The 15,923-nt window shown below is 69.7% G+C and carries 12 protein-coding genes and 1 tRNA gene; 11 read left to right on the top strand and 2 right to left on the bottom strand.

The window, feature by feature from the left end; all coding sequences use genetic code 11:
• Positions 1 to 351: 351 nt before the first annotated feature.
• A complete protein-coding gene (locus tag RPQ07_RS11895) occupies positions 352 to 1,101 on the bottom strand; it encodes a hypothetical protein (protein WP_313944086.1) in 750 nt (249 codons plus the stop codon).
• A 227-nt stretch (positions 1,102 to 1,328) separates the two neighbouring features.
• Positions 1,329 to 1,400 (bottom strand) — tRNA-Arg (locus RPQ07_RS11890).
• A 355-nt stretch (positions 1,401 to 1,755) separates the two neighbouring features.
• Here RPQ07_RS11890 and RPQ07_RS11885 point away from each other — a divergent pair.
• The 11 genes from RPQ07_RS11885 (at position 1,756) to prfA (ending at position 15,904) form a co-directional block, all read left to right on the top strand.
• On the top strand, positions 1,756 to 2,190 hold the full coding sequence (locus tag RPQ07_RS11885; protein WP_313944085.1) for a response regulator: 435 nt from the start codon (positions 1,756 to 1,758) through the stop codon (positions 2,188 to 2,190).
• A 55-nt stretch (positions 2,191 to 2,245) separates the two neighbouring features.
• Positions 2,246 to 3,220, top strand: a complete 975-nt coding sequence (nrtL, locus tag RPQ07_RS11880) for an ArgS-related anticodon-binding protein NrtL (protein WP_313944084.1) — start codon at positions 2,246 to 2,248, stop codon at positions 3,218 to 3,220.
• 7 nt (positions 3,221 to 3,227) lie between these two features.
• The gene (gene lysA, locus RPQ07_RS11875) at positions 3,228 to 4,619 is read left to right on the top strand and encodes a diaminopimelate decarboxylase (RefSeq protein WP_313944083.1); all 1,392 of its coding nucleotides are present in this window, start codon (positions 3,228 to 3,230) and stop codon (positions 4,617 to 4,619) included.
• A gap of 100 nt (positions 4,620 to 4,719) precedes the next feature.
• Positions 4,720 to 6,018 carry a homoserine dehydrogenase gene (locus RPQ07_RS11870; RefSeq protein WP_313948866.1) on the top strand — a complete coding sequence of 433 codons (1,299 nt, stop codon included), beginning with the start codon at positions 4,720 to 4,722 and terminating at the stop codon, positions 6,016 to 6,018.
• 7 nt (positions 6,019 to 6,025) lie between these two features.
• Positions 6,026 to 7,144, top strand: coding sequence for a threonine synthase (gene thrC / locus RPQ07_RS11865; protein ID WP_313944082.1), 1,119 nt, complete (start codon positions 6,026 to 6,028; stop codon positions 7,142 to 7,144).
• Positions 7,145 to 7,464: 320 nt separating this feature from the next.
• The gene (thrB, locus tag RPQ07_RS11860) at positions 7,465 to 8,382 is read left to right on the top strand and encodes a homoserine kinase (RefSeq protein WP_313944081.1); all 918 of its coding nucleotides are present in this window, start codon (positions 7,465 to 7,467) and stop codon (positions 8,380 to 8,382) included.
• A 392-nt stretch (positions 8,383 to 8,774) separates the two neighbouring features.
• Positions 8,775 to 10,844 (top strand): transcription termination factor Rho, encoded by a 2,070-nt coding sequence (gene rho / locus RPQ07_RS11855; RefSeq protein ID WP_313944080.1) that lies wholly within the window; start codon positions 8,775 to 8,777, stop codon positions 10,842 to 10,844.
• Positions 10,845 to 11,156: 312 nt separating this feature from the next.
• Positions 11,157 to 12,914, top strand: coding sequence for a trypsin-like serine protease (locus RPQ07_RS11850; protein ID WP_313944079.1), 1,758 nt, complete (start codon positions 11,157 to 11,159; stop codon positions 12,912 to 12,914).
• Positions 12,915 to 13,213: 299 nt separating this feature from the next.
• Complete coding sequence (locus RPQ07_RS11845) at positions 13,214 to 14,323, top strand: LCP family protein (protein ID WP_313944078.1); 1,110 nt, start codon at positions 13,214 to 13,216, stop codon at positions 14,321 to 14,323.
• A 170-nt stretch (positions 14,324 to 14,493) separates the two neighbouring features.
• Entirely contained in the window at positions 14,494 to 14,715 is a 222-nt protein-coding gene (gene rpmE / locus RPQ07_RS11840; RefSeq protein WP_313944077.1) for a 50S ribosomal protein L31, read from the top strand.
• Between the two features lie 109 nt (positions 14,716 to 14,824).
• On the top strand, positions 14,825 to 15,904 hold the full coding sequence (gene prfA / locus RPQ07_RS11835; protein ID WP_313944076.1) for a peptide chain release factor 1: 1,080 nt from the start codon (positions 14,825 to 14,827) through the stop codon (positions 15,902 to 15,904).
• The last annotated feature ends 19 nt before the right edge of the window (positions 15,905 to 15,923 follow it).

Genomic DNA, 15,923 nt, shown 5'->3' with positions numbered 1-15,923 from the left:
AGCCGTGCAGTCACAGCGGCTGGAGGCTCTGCTGCGGGACGCTGCAAAGGCGGCTCGTGCTGAGAAGGGCTTTGGCGGCTCCACCAGCGGGGTGTTCATCTCGCTAGGCTCGTCGGTGACCGTGCCGCTTCGGATCGCCAGCTGGGATGGCTTGGCTGAGGGTCCTGGCGTGGTCATCGGGCACGACATGCACTGACGTCTAAGGCCATCTCAACCGAGCAACACCACTGTTGCGGGCACCCAGAGTCTCCCCAGCCGTGCTACCAGCACAAAGACCTTCTTGCCGGGCTATCCAATAGACTCCCACACTGGCGGCACAACCTGTGGCAGCGATTGGCGGGCGTAGTGTCCTCAGCCCCACCGGGAGACGATGGCTTCCTCGACGCTGAAGACGGCATCGCACTCGGCGCACTGCGCGTCACCGAAGACGTAGGTCAATTTACGCGCGATGTCCGACTGACCGTCGGCGAGTGCGCGGGAGTGAAGCCTTTGGGCCAGCCCCTCCAAAGCTGCGGGCGCCTGCGGTCGCAGCGGCACCTGCCTCGCCGTGGTGGAGGGCTCCATGTACATGCTGTCGGTGGTCGAGAAGAAGCCGTACTTGCCGAAGGCTATGAAGTTCTCCGCACTGCACGAGAGACAGGGCACCTCGTACTCCTCGTCGTTCAGCCCATCGAGCTGCTCGCCCCAGATCTCGACCCCTTGGAAACTCAGCAGTGTGCCCAGCAAGTCGACGTAATTCGTGGGGTCGTCGGCAAGTCCCGGGTCCTGCAGAGCTTCCTCGGTGAGTTGTGCCAGGTCGGATATCTGGGAGGCGTAGGTCACTTGGGGATCCTCATCGCCATGCGGCTGATCTGTACCAGCCACAATGGAGCCGGCCAGGTAGAGGGGCGCCTTCCGGTCCATCGCTGACCACTGACGCGCCATTTCCGTCAGAGCGGGCAAGGCCGCGTAGCTCGCCGAGTAGACGGTGCCCTGATGACACAGCCGGGACCAGAGCTTGTCCCAGCCGGGGTCCTGCGCGTCCGGGCCCAATGCGTCAAGCAGGCCGGGGATGTCGTCTGCCGTGCCGTAGGCGTGGTGGAGCCGAGACCAGTCCGTCATGCCGATGATCTAAGCAGCCGAGCGCGGCACGATGCCGGGGAGGTCGCCTTCGGCGGCCGTCTCTGGAATCCGACAGTGACCTGCAGTGATGTGCCAAGATCCCGTCCACGCCTCGTCCACGGACCCCGACATACGGCCGCATCGGACTGCATCCGCCTGCACATACGCGAAGACCCCGGCCTCAGCGTTTCCGCTGGTGACGGGGTCTTTGGGCACCTCATACAGGGTGCCCCCGGCAGGATTCGAACCTGCGCACACGGCTCCGGAGGCCGTTGCTCTATCCCCTGAGCTACGGGGGCGTACATCCCGCTTGCGCGGTGACGGGTAGAACCCTACCAGCTCACAGAGGGTCCCCGTGAACAGGTATTCAGGGGCTCCGACCTGCCCGCGAGCCGGCCCTCAGGCGCGCCACCCCGAGCCGCACCACATCCCGTTCAGCCGCCCCCAGCCGTCACCTGGCAGGCCACCTCGCCTCCCGCCGGCCACCACCCCCAACCCTCGCCGCGCCCCGCGCCCCGCGGCCCTCCCCCCGGCCGGCCACCACCCCCATCCCTGTCGCCCCATCACCCCCTCCACCCCCACCCCCCGTCCCCCCACAGAGTGGAAGTCCGCAAAACCCGGACGCGGCCCCGCCCCGCGACCTACTCTCGAGTTGTGTCAGGGGCGTCCGGCCGTGTGCTCGTTGTCGACGACAATCGGGTCATCCGGCAGTTGATCAGGGTCAACCTCGAGCTGGAGGGCTTCGAGGTCGTGACCGCGGCCGATGGTGCCGAGTGTCTGGAAGTCGTGCAGCAGGTGCGGCCCGATGTCGTCACCCTCGATGTGGTCATGCCTCGGCTGGACGGGCTGCGCACCGCCGCCCTCCTGCGGGCCGATCCGCGCACCAGCCATCTGCCCGTCGCCATCATCAGCGCGTGTACGCAGTACGAGGTGGAGAGCGGCATCGCCGCCGGAGTGGACGCCTTCCTCGCCAAGCCCTTCGAGCCGGCCGAGCTCGTCCGTCTCGTACGGCAGTTGATGCACCGGGAGGGTCCGCCGTCCGTAGACGGCAGGCATGGGGCCGGGCGAGCGGGAAGCACGCGCGGCTGACCGCATCGCGAAACCGGTTCGCGAAGCGCCCCCCTTCCTCCCATACGCTTGTCCCGTGACGCCCGCCGATCTCTCTCGTACCGTGCTGCACGCCGTGCGCCGCGCGGTGGCGGACGGTGCGCTGGACGCGCCGGTGCCCGAGAGTGTCAGCGTCGAACGTCCCAGGCCCGGAGGGTGCGGCGACTACGCCACCAATGTCGCCCTCCGGCTCGCCGGGCCCGCCCATCAGCCGCCCCGTGCCGTCGCCGAGGCTCTACGCGACCGGATCGCCGGCCAGCCCGGGATCGCCTCCATCGAGATCACCGGACCCGGCTTCCTCAACATCACCCTGCACAGCCGTGCGCAGCAGGAGCTGGTGGAGACAGTGCGGCAGCAGGGCGCGGCGTACGGGCACAGCCGGCAGCTCGCCGGGGTTGCCGTGCGGTTCGAGGCGGGCGAGGAGCTGCGCGCCCGGGTGTGGGCCGACGTGCTCGGCCGGCTGCTCCGGTCCCAGGGAGCCGAGACCGAGGACGGGGAAGTCGAGCGTCCTCACGTCGTACCCGCCACGGACCAGACCCAGGACCCCGCCGCCGACGCCACCCGGTGGGCCCTGCTCTCCGCCGCCGCGCACGACCGGCCCCGCAGCGGGGCACATCTCCTCGTGCAGCACGAGTCCAACCCCCTCTTCACGGTCCGCTACGCCTACGCCCGCAGCCGCGCCCTCAGTCGTAACGCCGGCCTGCTCGGCATCACCAGGGACCAGCCCGCCGCCGAGCAGCCGACCGTCGACGCCCCCGCGCTGACCGGCGCCATCGGCGATCACCCCGCCGTCCTCGCCTCCGCCGCCCGCCTCCGCGCGCCCGACCGGCTCGTCCGGCATCTGGAAGCGACCGCCGACGCGCTCCTCTCCTTCCAGCACACCGTGCTGCCCCTCGGTGACGAGAAACCCTCGGCCGCCCACCGTTCCCGCCTCGCGCTCGCCGAAGCCGCCGGGACGGTGCTCGCCGGTGGCCTGTCCCTGCTCGGCATCAGCGCCCCTGACTACCTGTGAGAGAAGAATGAGCCGTTCCGCACACCCCGCCGGGCCCCGTCACGCCGATGTCTACCCCGAGGGCCACTACAGCGCCCCTCCCGCCGACCTCAACGGTCTCGACGAGAAGGTCTGGGCGAAGACCGTCACCCGTAACGACGCCGGTGTCACCACCGTCGGCGGGATCGAAGTGACGCGGCTGGCCGAGGAGTTCGGCACCCCCGCCTACTTCCTCGACGAGGCCGACTTCCGCGCCCGCTGCCGTGCCTGGGCCGACGCGTTCGGCAAGGACGCGGACGTCTTCTACGCCGGGAAGGCGTTCCTCTCGCGGGCCGTGGTGAAGTGGCTCCACGAGGAGGGCCTCAACCTCGACGTCTGCTCCGGCGGTGAGCTCACCACCGCGCTCGACGCCGGGATGCCCGCCGACCGCATCGCCTTCCACGGGAACAACAAGTCCCCGGAAGAGATCGAGCGGGCCGTGCGCGTCGGTGTCGGGCGGATCGTGCTCGACTCGTTCCAGGAGATCGTGCGCGTCGCCCACATCGCCCAGAGCCTCGGCAAGCGCCAGCGCGTGCAGATCCGGGTCACGGTCGGCGTGGAGGCCCATACGCACGAGTTCATCGCGACGGCCCACGAGGACCAGAAGTTCGGCATCCCGCTCGCCGGCGGCCAGGCGGCCGAGGCGGTGCGCCGTGCGCTCCAGCTCGACGGGCTGGAGGTCATCGGCATCCACTCGCACATCGGCTCGCAGATCTTCGACACCTCGGGCTTCGAGGTCGCGGCGCACCGCGTCGTGGGACTGCTCAAGCAGATCCGCGACGAACACGGCGTCGAGCTGCCCGAGATCGACCTCGGCGGCGGTCTCGGCATCGCGTACACGCCGGACGACGACCCCCGCGAGCCGCACGACATCGCCAAGGCGCTCAACGAGATCGTCACCCGTGAGTGTGAGGCCGCCCGGCTGCGGACGCCGCGTATCTCCGTCGAGCCGGGGCGCGCCATCGTCGGCCCCACCGCCTTCACGCTGTACGAGGTCGGCACCATCAAGCCGCTGGAAGGCCTGCGGACGTACGTCAGTGTCGACGGCGGCATGTCCGACAACATTCGCACCGCGCTCTACGACGCCGAGTACAGCGTCGCGCTGGTCTCCCGCAGGTCCGACGCCGAGCCGATGCTCTCCCGCGTCGTCGGCAAGCACTGCGAGAGCGGCGACATCGTCGTGAAGGACGCGTTCCTGCCCGCCGACCTGGCGCCCGGCGACCTCATCGCCGTGCCCGCGACCGGCGCCTACTGCCGCTCGATGGCCAGTAACTACAACCACGCACTCCGTCCGCCCGTCGTCGCCGTCGCGGACGGCGAGGCTCGGGTGATCGTGCGACGGGAGACGGAGGAAGATCTCCTGCGTCTCGACGTCGGATAGTTGAGATAGATGTCTCGTATGCCGGACGGGGGATAGAAACTTCCGTCCGGTGCGTGAGACTGGTCCACACCGTAGAAGTGATGAGAAGCGAGGTCGGATGATGCGTACGCGTCCGCTGAAGGTGGCGCTGCTGGGCTGTGGAGTGGTCGGCTCAGAGGTGGCGCGCATCATGACGACGCACGCCGACGACCTCGCCGCCCGCATCGGCGCCCCGGTGGAACTGGCCGGCGTCGCCGTGCGGCGGCCCGGCAAGGTGCGTGAGGGGATCTCCGAGGACCTCGTCACCACGGATGCCACCGCCCTCGTCAAACGCGGCGACATCGACGTCGTCATCGAGGTCATCGGCGGCATCGAGCCGGCCCGCACGCTCATCACCACCGCCTTCGAACACGGCGCCTCGGTCGTCTCCGCCAACAAGGCGCTGCTCGCCGAGGACGGCGCCACGCTCTACGCGGCGGCCGAGCAGCACGGCCGCGACCTCTACTTCGAGGCCGCCGTCGCCGGTGCGATCCCGCTGATCCGGCCGCTGCGCGAGTCGCTCGCCGGTGACAAGGTCAACCGCGTCCTCGGCATCGTCAACGGCACGACCAACTTCATTCTCGACAAAATGGACGGCTCGGGCGCCGGTTACTCCGAGGCGCTCGACGAGGCCACCGCCCTCGGGTACGCGGAGGCCGACCCCACCGCCGACGTCGAGGGCTTCGACGCCGCCGCCAAGGCCGCCATCCTCGCCGGGATCGCCTTCCACACGCGCGTGCGGCTCGACGACGTCTACCGCGAGGGCCTCACGGAGGTCACCGCCGCCGACATCGTCTCCGCGCAGCGCATGGGCTGCACCGTCAAACTCCTCGCCATCTGCGAGCGGGCGGCCGACGGCAACTCCGTCACCGCCCGCGTCCATCCGGCGATGATCCCGCTCAGCCATCCGCTCGCGTCCGTCCGCGAGGCGTACAACGCCGTCTTCGTCGAGGCGGAGGCGGCCGGGCAGCTGATGTTCTACGGCCCCGGCGCGGGCGGCGCTCCCACCGCGTCCGCCGTGCTCGGCGATCTCGTCGCCGTCTGCCGCAACAAGCTCGCCGAGGCCACGGGGCCGGGCGAATCCGCGTACACGCAACTGCCCGTGAGCCCCATGGGCGACGTCGTGACGCGGTACCACATCAGCCTCGACGTGGCCGACAAGCCTGGCGTACTCGCCCAGGTCGCGACGGTCTTCGCCGAGCACGGCGTGTCGATCGACACGGTCCGCCAGCAGGGCCGACCGGAAGCAGACGGCGAGGCATCACTCGTCGTCGTCACCCACCGCGCGCCCGACGCAGCCCTTTCCGGGACCGTCGAGGCGCTGCGCAAGCTCGACACCGTGCGCGGTGTCGCCAGCATCATGCGTGTTGAAGGGGAGTAAGGGACCCATGACGACCAACGGCACCCACCAGTGGCGCGGCATCATCGAGGAGTACCGGGACCGCCTTCCGGTGACGGACACGACGCCCGTCGTCACGCTCCGTGAGGGTGGTACGCCGCTCGTCCCGGCGCGCGTTCTGTCCGAGCGCACGGGCTGCGAGGTGCATCTCAAGGTCGAGGGCGCCAACCCCACCGGGTCCTTCAAGGACCGCGGCATGACCATGGCCATCACCCGCGCCAAGGAGGAGGGTGCGCAGGCGGTCATCTGCGCCTCCACCGGCAACACCTCGGCGTCCGCCGCCGCGTATGCCGTACGGGCCGGCATGGTCTGCGCCGTGCTCGTCCCGCAGGGCAAGATCGCGCTCGGCAAGATGGGTCAGGCGCTCGTCTACGGTTCGCAGATCCTTCAGGTCGACGGAAACTTCGACGACTGCCTCAACCTGGCCCGCCGGCTCTCCGAGAACTACCCGGTGGCGCTGGTCAATTCGGTCAATCCGTACCGCATCGAGGGGCAGAAGACTGCCGCGTTCGAGATCGTCGACGCGCTCGGCGACGCCCCCGACATCCATGTGCTGCCCGTGGGCAACGCCGGCAACATCACGGCGTACTGGAAGGGGTACAAGGAGTACTCCCAGCCGTCGCCCGCGAGCACTCTGGCCGGCGGGGCGGACCGCCCGGCGCTGCCCGCTCTCTCCACGCGCAGGCCGCGGATGTGGGGCTTCCAGGCCTCCGGTTCCGCGCCCATCGTCCGCGGTGAGATCGTCAAGGACCCGTCGACGATCGCCACCGCGATCCGGATCGGCAACCCGGCGTCGTGGCAGTTCGCGCTCGAAGCACGGGACGAGTCCGGTGGCTTCATCGACGAGGTGACGGACCGTGAAATCCTGCGCGCCTACCGGCTGTTGGCCTCCCAGGAGGGTGTCTTCGTGGAGCCCGCGTCGGCCGCTTCGGTCGCCGGTCTGCTGAAGGCGGCCGAGCAGGGCAAGGTCGACCCGGGCCAGCGGATCGTCTGCACGGTCACCGGCAACGGCCTGAAGGACCCGGACTGGGCCGTCGCCGGTGCGCCGCAGCCCGTCACCGTCCCGGTGGACGCCGTGGCGGCGGCGGAGCGTCTCGGTCTCGCCTGAGAGTCCCGCTTCCGGGGGTCGTGGCCGGGCGAGCTCGCCGGAAATGGCCGGCCGCCCCGTTGTGGTCCGGGAGCGCGTCCTACTGCGTTCCCGGACGATGGACAAGCACGGCAAGCCGGGCAACGGCGTACGTAGGGGCACAGGAGGCTTGCGACACGCATCGTGCGCCTCCCGTGCGCCCTATGTCGCCACAGAACCTTCCTTCGATAAGCTGTACCGAACCCGCCCCGCCGCATATGCCGCGGTGTTGCTGCCGTTACGGCCCACGGGTCCTCACCTCTCGAATCCCACAGCTCAGAACCAAGGAGAGTCATCGAGCGATGGCCGGTCCAGCGTTCCGCGCCGCCGCCGTCCGGGTGCGCGTTCCCGCCACCAGCGCCAACCTCGGCCCGGGCTTCGACGCCTTCGGGTTGTCCCTGGCGCTGTACGACGACGTCGTGGTGCGGGTCGCCGATGCCGGTCTGCACATCGACATCGCGGGTGAGGGTGCCTCCACGCTGCCCCGCGACGAGAGCCATCTGCTCGTCCGTGCCCTGCGGACGACCTTCGACCTGCTCGGCGGGCAGCCGCGCGGCCTCGAGGTCGTCTGTGCCAACCGGATCCCGCACGGCCGCGGGCTGGGCTCGTCGTCGGCCGCCATCTGCGCCGGCATCGTCGCCGCCCGCGCGGTGACGATAGGCGGCGACGCCAAGCTCGACGACGCGGCTCTGCTGGAGCTCGCCACGGAGATCGAGGGGCACCCCGACAATGTCGCCGCCTGTCTGCTCGGCGGGTTCACTCTCGCCTGGACCGACGGGGGAGCGGCACGCGCCATCAGGATGGACCCGGCCGATTCCGTCGTTCCGGTGGTTTTCGTCCCCGGCAAGGCGGTGCTCACGGAGACCGCGCGCGGCCTTCTGCCGCGCAGCGTCCCCCATGTGGACGCAAGTGCCAACGCCGGTCGTGCGGCCCTCCTCGTCGAGGCGCTGACCAGGCGTCCCGACCTGCTGCTGCCTGCGACGGAGGACCGTCTCCACCAGGAGTACCGGGCCCCGGCGATGCCGCAGAGCATCGACCTTGTCAACCGACTGCGTGCCAACGGCGTCCCCGCAGTCATCTCCGGTGCGGGCCCCACGGTGCTCGCACTGGCCGAGGACAGTGCGGCCGACAAGGTCGCACGACTGGCGGGTGAGGGATGGGCGGCCAACCGGCTCACCTTCGACGCCACGGGCGCGAGCGTCCTGCCGCTCAGCTCGTAGTGACACGAGATTGCCGGTGATGGAGAGGGGGAATGTTTGTTGGAGCCGGTAGTGTTAACCTCAAGTCTGCAACCGATGCCTTTGTGGCTCGGAGCTTCGTGTCCCCCTTAGGGACCGCCATTCTTCCGGGAGCCTCCCCAACTGCCTGAGCAGCCTGCCTGAGCAGTTTCGAGCACGCTCCGGAACCGGCACGACACCCCTCGCTTCTCCAGGAGTGGGCCGAGCAGGGGGACCTCGGGCCGGACTTTGCACGTATTTCTCTCCGCCGTCATCACCGGCGGGACCACCGCCCCGGCAGCGTTCTGCGACATCCAACGTCACAGGCCGTCGCCGGACAGCACAACCGGTCGCCGAGCCAGAAGGCCGACGTCCGCTCCAGGGAAGGACCCTTCGTGAGCGACACCACCGATCTGATGGGCGTGACTGCCGACAACAACGTCGACACCTCCGCGCCCGCCGGAGGTGCTGCCTCCTCCGGCACCACCTCACGGCGCCGCCGCTCCGGCACCGGCCTCGAGGGCATGGTCCTGGCCGAGCTGCAGCAGGTCGCGTCCGGCCTCGGCATCAGGGGCACCGCGCGTATGCGCAAGAGCCAGCTGATCGAGGTCATCAAGGAGGCGCAGTCCGGCAGTGGGGCCCCGGCCAAGGCGTCCGCGCCCAAGAGCGCCGACGCCGGCGCCGGTGAGGCCGAGACCAAGCCGAAGCGCCGTGCCACCTCCAAGGCGCGTACGGGCGACTCCGCCGCCGCTGCCGAGAGCAAGGCCGAGAAGGCCACCGCCCAGCAGCAGATCGACATCCCCGGACAGCCGGCTGGGGGCACCGCCCAGGCCGCAGGCTCTGGGGGAGACGACCAGCCTGCCGGAGAGCGCCGCCGTCGCCGTGCCACCGCCCAGGCGGGCAGCCCGGAGACCCAGGGCGACGCCCGGGCCGAGAGCAAGGGCGACACGGCCGTCGACGTCAAGACGGACGCACAGCCGGACGCCAAGGCCGAGACCGCCGTCGGCGCGTCCTCGCAGCAGGACGGCGAAGGCCGCCGCGACCGCCAGGAGCGCGGCCAGCGCGGTGAGCGTGGCGACCGCGGTGACCGCCGTGACCGTCAGCGCGACCGCCGCGGCAAGGGCGACGACCAGCAGCAGGGCGGCCAGCGCCAGCAGCAGGGCGGTGGCGGCCAGCAGCAGCGCCAGGGCGGCCAGCAGCAGGACGACGGCTACGACGACGAGGCGGGCGGCCGTCGCGGTCGCCGGGGCCGTTACCGCGACCGCCGTGGGCGCCGTGGTGGCCGCGAGGAGTTCGGCAACGAGCCGCAGGTCTCCGAGGACGACGTCCTGATCCCCGTCGCGGGCATCCTGGACATCCTCGACAACTACGCGTTCATCCGGACCTCCGGCTACCTGCCGGGCCCGAACGACGTGTACGTCTCCCTCGCCCAGGTCCGCAAGAACGGCCTGCGCAAGGGTGACCACGTCACCGGTGCCGTCCGTCAGCCCAAGGAGGGCGAGCGCCGCGAGAAGTTCAACGCGCTCGTGCGCCTGGACTCGGCGAACGGCATGGCGGCCGAATCCGGCCGCGGGCGCCCGGAGTTCCAGAAGCTGACCCCGCTGTACCCGCAGGACCGGCTGCGCCTCGAGACCGACCCGGGCATCCTGACGACCCGGATCATCGACCTCGTCGCGCCGATCGGCAAGGGCCAGCGAGGCCTGATCGTGGCCCCGCCGAAGACCGGCAAGACCATGATCCTCCAGGCGATCGCCAACGCGATCACGGTCAACAGCCCCGAGTGCCACCTGATGGTCGTCCTCGTCGACGAGCGTCCGGAAGAGGTCACCGACATGCAGCGGTCGGTGAAGGGCGAGGTCATCTCCTCGACCTTCGACCGCCCGGCCGAGGACCACACCACGGTCGCCGAGCTGGCCATCGAGCGCGCGAAGCGTCTCGTCGAGCTGGGTCACGACGTGGTCGTCCTGCTGGACTCCATCACCCGTCTGGGCCGTGCGTACAACCTCGCGGCTCCCGCCTCCGGACGCATCCTGTCCGGTGGTGTCGACTCGACCGCGCTGTACCCGCCGAAGCGCTTCTTCGGTGCCGCGCGCAACATCGAGGACGGCGGCTCGCTGACCATCCTGGCCACCGCGCTGGTCGAGACCGGCTCGCGGATGGACGAGGTGATCTTCGAGGAGTTCAAGGGCACCGGCAACATGGAGCTCAAGCTCGACCGGAAGCTCTCCGACAAGCGCATCTTCCCCGCGGTGGACGTCGACGCGTCCAGCACCCGTAAGGAAGAGATCCTGCTCGGCAGCGACGAGCTCGCCGTCGTCTGGAAGCTGCGCCGGGTGCTGCACGCGCTCGACCAGCAGCAGGCGATCGAGCTGCTGCTGGACAAGATGAAGCAGACGAAGTCGAACGCCGAGTTCCTGCTCCAGATCCAGAAGACGACCCCGTCGGTCGGCAACGGCAACGACTGACGCCGTTCCCGTACGCCACAGGACCGCCCCGTCGCCCCCAGAGGTGACGGGGCGGTCTCGTTTTCTCCCAAGTCCCCTCCGGCGCTGGTCAATCCCTCGTGCCCGCACATATGATCGGGCCTTCGTGGTGGGGGATTCCAGGGGGGAATCGCGCAGCGCCAGGAGAGGCCGGGGGGCCTCGGACCAGGGCTGCCCAGACGTTCTTCACGCCCCACCGATTCGGTTTCCCGGTGGGGTTTCGCGCTTCCCGGGACAAGTCCAAGGGGATACCGCGTGCAGATTCGCACCCGTGGTGGTCGGCACAAGCGCCGCATGAGACTGGCGATACCGGTGGCGGCCGTGGTGGCCGCGCTGATCGGGTCGGGCATCGCCCTGTCCGGGTCGCAGTCCGCGGAGGCGGGGGAGGTGCCGCGCCTGAGTGACACGGCGCAGAAGCCCCCGAAGCCGTCCCAGGCCGAGCTCCGCAAGAGGATCGCCGGGGTGATGAAGGCCGACGAGAAGAGCAAGCGCACCCTGGTCAGCCAGCCCGACGGCGCCAAGTCCGCGCCGAGCGGCCGCATCATCGGCGGCAAGGAGACCACCATCTCCGCGGCGCCGTGGATGGCGCAGCTCCACTTCAGCGACAGCACCGGTGCCGGCTACTTCTGCGGCGGTGTCGTGATCGCCCCGACGAAGGTCGCCACGGCGGCGCACTGCGTCAAGGGCATCAAGTGGTACCAGGACGGCGGAGTCGTCGTCGGCACCGACAAGCTGCCGACGCAGACCGGTGAGACGGACCCGGACGGCAACCCGGTGTGGGACTTCCACGGCGGTGAGATCGTGGGCGCGTACCGCCAGTGGAACCACCCGTCGTACAGCGCCGTCTCGCTCGACAACGACGTCGCGGTCCTCACGCTCGACAGGGCCGTCTCCGTCAAGCCGCTGCCGCTCGCGCAGCCGACCGACGGCGCGCTGTACCAGGCGGGCCTGGACGGCAAGGTCTACGGCTGGGGCCGCACCAGCTCCACGGAGCCGGACAGCGCCTCGCAGACGCTGAAGGTCGCCGACGCGGACACCGTCTCGGACACCTCCTGCGCCGGTGCGTACGGCGCGGACTTCATCAAGGGCCACATGCTGTGCGCGGGTGCCCCGCCCACCGGCGAGGACGCCACCAGCGAGACCACCTGCAACGGTGACTCCGGCGGCCCGCTGGTCGTCGGCGGCAAGCTCGTCGGTCTGGTCTCGTGGGGCGACATCGACTGCTCCGCCGTCGGGAAGTACGGCGTGTACGCGAAGGTCTCCACCTACTCCGCGCCCATCCAGTCCCGTGTCGACGACGCGAACTGGAACAACGACCACACCGCCGACGTGCTGGCCCGCCGCACCTCGGACAGCACGCTGTTCGGCTGGACCTCCAAGGTCACCTCGTTCGCCCGCACGCTGAACCACGGCAACTTCTCCGGCGTCAACCTGGCGATCCAGGGCGACCTCAACCGTGACGACTGGGAAGACCTCGTCTACCGCACGAGCAACGGCTACACCTACTGGATGTACAGCGGCACCGAGGACCCGAAGCTGCTGTCCACCGGCTGGGCCAAGAACAAGCAGATCCTGATCCCCGGTGACCTCACCGGCGACGAGCTGCCCGACCTGCTCACCGTGAACTCCACCGGCAACCTGGTCCTCTACCCGGGCAAGGGCAACGGCGGCTTCTCCGCCCCCGTCCAGGTCGGTGGCGGCTGGGGCCAGTACGGAGTCGTCCGCGGTCACGGTGACTTCACCAGCGACGGCAAGCCCGACGTCCTGGCCCGTGGCGCCGACGGTTCCACGTACCTCTACCGGGGCACCGGCAAGGCCGCGACCCCGTTCGAGGCCCGCCGTCTGGTCGGCAAGTTCACCCTCAGCAGCTTCACCGCGCTGGTCACTGTCGGTGACGTGAACAGCGACGGTCACGCCGACCTCCTGGTCCGTGACTCGGCCGGCAAGCTGTGGCTCTACCCGGGCAACGGCAACAGCGCGGCGACCGGTGGCATCTTCGGTGCACGCAAGGACTTCGGCACCGGCTGGCAGGCCTACAACCTCTTCGGCTGAGGCCTGACGCCTGCTGAGGCGGGCGGTGCCGGTGGGACCTTCACCACACCCGCCGGCGCCCCCACCCCACCCCGCTCCACCGTCCCGTCCGGGAAAACCCCTGATGGGACAGGCTCTGCGCCCGTCGTGCCCCGCACGGCGGGCGCAGCCGCGTTCTCACCCGGTTCTCACGCCCGCGTGCAACCCTTTCCGTCGCCGCGCCGTCTCACCAGTGGCGGAGCAAAAATTGACAGGGTCAGACAAACCGCACCTGGTTCGGCGCGCAGGGGGTAGCGGCAGACGGCGGAACAGGGGAGATCATGGCCGAGCAGAGCAGCAGTGGCAGCCGAATACGCGGCAGCCGCGGCAAGCGCCGCAAGCAGCCCTCCACGGGCCGCCGTGCCATGACCGTCGCCGCCTGGACCACGGCGGGCCTCGTCCTCATCGGTGGCTCCGGCCTCGGCTACGTCTACTTCAAGCTCAACGGCAACATCACCGGCGTCGACATCAACAGCCAGCTCGGCACCGACCGGCCCGACGACGTCGACAACGGCTCCATGGACATCCTCGTCCTCGGCTCGGACTCCCGCGCCGGAGCCAATGCCGAGTACGGCCCCGACGAGGGCGGCGCCCGCTCGGACACCGCGATGATCGTGCACGTCTACGAGGGCCACAAGACGGCGAGCGTGGTCTCCGTGCCCCGCGACACCCTCGTGCAGCGCCCCGACTGCACCGACAGCGACGGCAGGACCGTCTCCGGCTCCCGGCGCGCGATGTTCAACACGGCGTACGAGTCCGGCGGCCCGGCCTGTGCGGTGAAGACCGTCGAAAAGATGTCGGGGATCCGCATGGACCACTACATCGAGGTCGACTTCACCGGCTTCAAGAAGCTCATCGACAAGCTGGGCGGAGTGAAGATCACCACCGCCAAGCCCATCAACGACTCCAAGAGCCATCTGAACCTGGCGCCGGGCACGCACACCCTCGACGGGGAGCAGTCGCTCGGTCTGGTCCGCACCCGCAAGAGCATCGGCGACGGCAGCGACCTGGGCCGGATCCAGCTCCAGCAGGCCTTCATGAAGGCCTTCATCGACCAGGTCAAGAGCGTCGGCGTGCTGACCAACCCGAAGAAGCTGCTGGACGTCGCCGACACCGCGACCAAGGCCATCACCCCGGACTCCGAGCTCGACTCCGTGTCGGAGCTGATGAGTTTCGCCAGGGGGCTCGGCGGCCTGGACGCCCAGGACGTGCAGATGATCACGATGCCGGTCGAGTACGACCCGGTCGACCCGAACCGGGTGATCCCGATCAAGTCCGCCGGTCAGCAGGTGTGGACGGCGCTCAAGCAGGACAAGCCCATCCCGGCCTCCGCGGTCAAGGATTCGGCGGGCGACAAGGGCGACGCCGGCACCGTCGTCCGGGCGCACTAGCCCGCATCCGTCCGGGCGCGGCGGACGCTGCGCAACCGCGCGGAATAGTTCTGACAGCACCCCGGTTTTGGGAGATACGGCCGGTCCTGGCAGACTGGTACGTCGGCCCCGGTTCACGCACCCGTATCCCGCGCGTGCGACCCGGCGCCCTCCCGAAACTAGGAGACACCTTGAAGCGCGACATCCACCCCGAGTACGTCGAGACCCAGGTCAGCTGTACCTGTGGCGCGTCGTTCACCACTCGCAGCACCATCGACAGCGGCGCCATCCGTGCCGAGGTCTGCTCCGAGTGCCACCCGTTCTACACGGGCAAGCAGAAGATCCTCGACACCGGTGGCCGCGTGGCCCGCTTCGAGGCCCGCTTCGGCAAGGCCGGCTCCGCCAAGAAGTAGCGAGCCAACTGCGCCGGTCCTCGGCCACCCCCGCGCGGGGCGGCTGGGACCGGCGCTTTGCCGTCCCGTAGGTCTCGTTCAGTAATCGTCACCCCCCAGGAGCCCCCGAATGTTCGAGGCGGTCGAGGAACTGATCGGCGAGCACGCCGATCTGGAGAAGAAGCTCGCCGACCCTTCGGTCCACGCCGACCAGGCGAACGCGCGCAAGCTGGGCAAGCGTTATGCCGAGCTGACGCCGATCGTCGGCACGTACCGCTCCTGGAAGCAGACCGGGGACGACATCCTGACCGCGCGCGAACTCGCCGCCGACGACCCGGACTTCATCGCCGAGGTCAAGGAGCTGGAGCAGCAGCGCGAGGACCTCACCGAGAAGCTGCGGCTGCTCCTGGTGCCGCGCGACCCCAGCGACGACAAGGACGTCCTCCTCGAGGTCAAGGCCGGCGCGGGCGGCGACGAGTCCGCCCTGTTCGCCGGCGACCTGCTGCGGATGTATCTGCGCTACGCCGAGCGCGTCGGCTGGAAGACCGAGATCATCGACGCCACCGAGTCCGAGCTGGGCGGCTACAAGGACGTCCAGGTCGCCGTGAAGACCAAGGGCGGCCAGGGCGCCACCGAGCCCGGACAGGGCGTCTGGGCGCGGCTGAAGTACGAGGGCGGGGTGCACCGCGTGCAGCGCGTGCCCGCCACCGAGTCCCAGGGCCGTATCCACACCTCCGCGGCCGGCGTGCTGGTCACGCCCGAGGCGGAGGAGATCGACGTCGAGGTCCACGCCAACGACCTGCGCATCGACGTCTACCGCTCGTCGGGACCGGGCGGCCAGTCCGTCAACACCACCGACTCCGCGGTCCGCATCACGCACCTGCCGACCGGCATCGTGGCCTCCTGCCAGAACGAGAAGAGCCAGCTCCAGAACAAGGAGCAGGCGATGCGTATCCTGCGCTCCAGGCTGCTGGCCGCGGCGCAGGAGGAGGCCGAGAAGGAGGCCGCGGACGCGCGCCGCAGCCAGGTCCGCACGGTGGACCGCTCCGAGAAGATCCGCACGTACAACTTCCCGGAGAACCGCATCTCGGACCACCGTGTCGGCTTCAAGGCGTACAACTTGGACCAGGTGCTCGACGGTGACCTGGACGCAGTCATCCAGGCCTGTGTCGACGCCGACTCCGCCGCAAAGCTCGCGGCCGCCCAGTAACACCTCGTACGGAACGGGT

Source organism: Streptomyces sp. AM8-1-1 (assembly GCF_032229325.1).
Lineage (GTDB): Bacteria > Actinomycetota > Actinomycetes > Streptomycetales > Streptomycetaceae > Streptomyces > Streptomyces achmelvichensis.
This window is presented reverse-complemented; position numbering and strand designations above follow the sequence as displayed.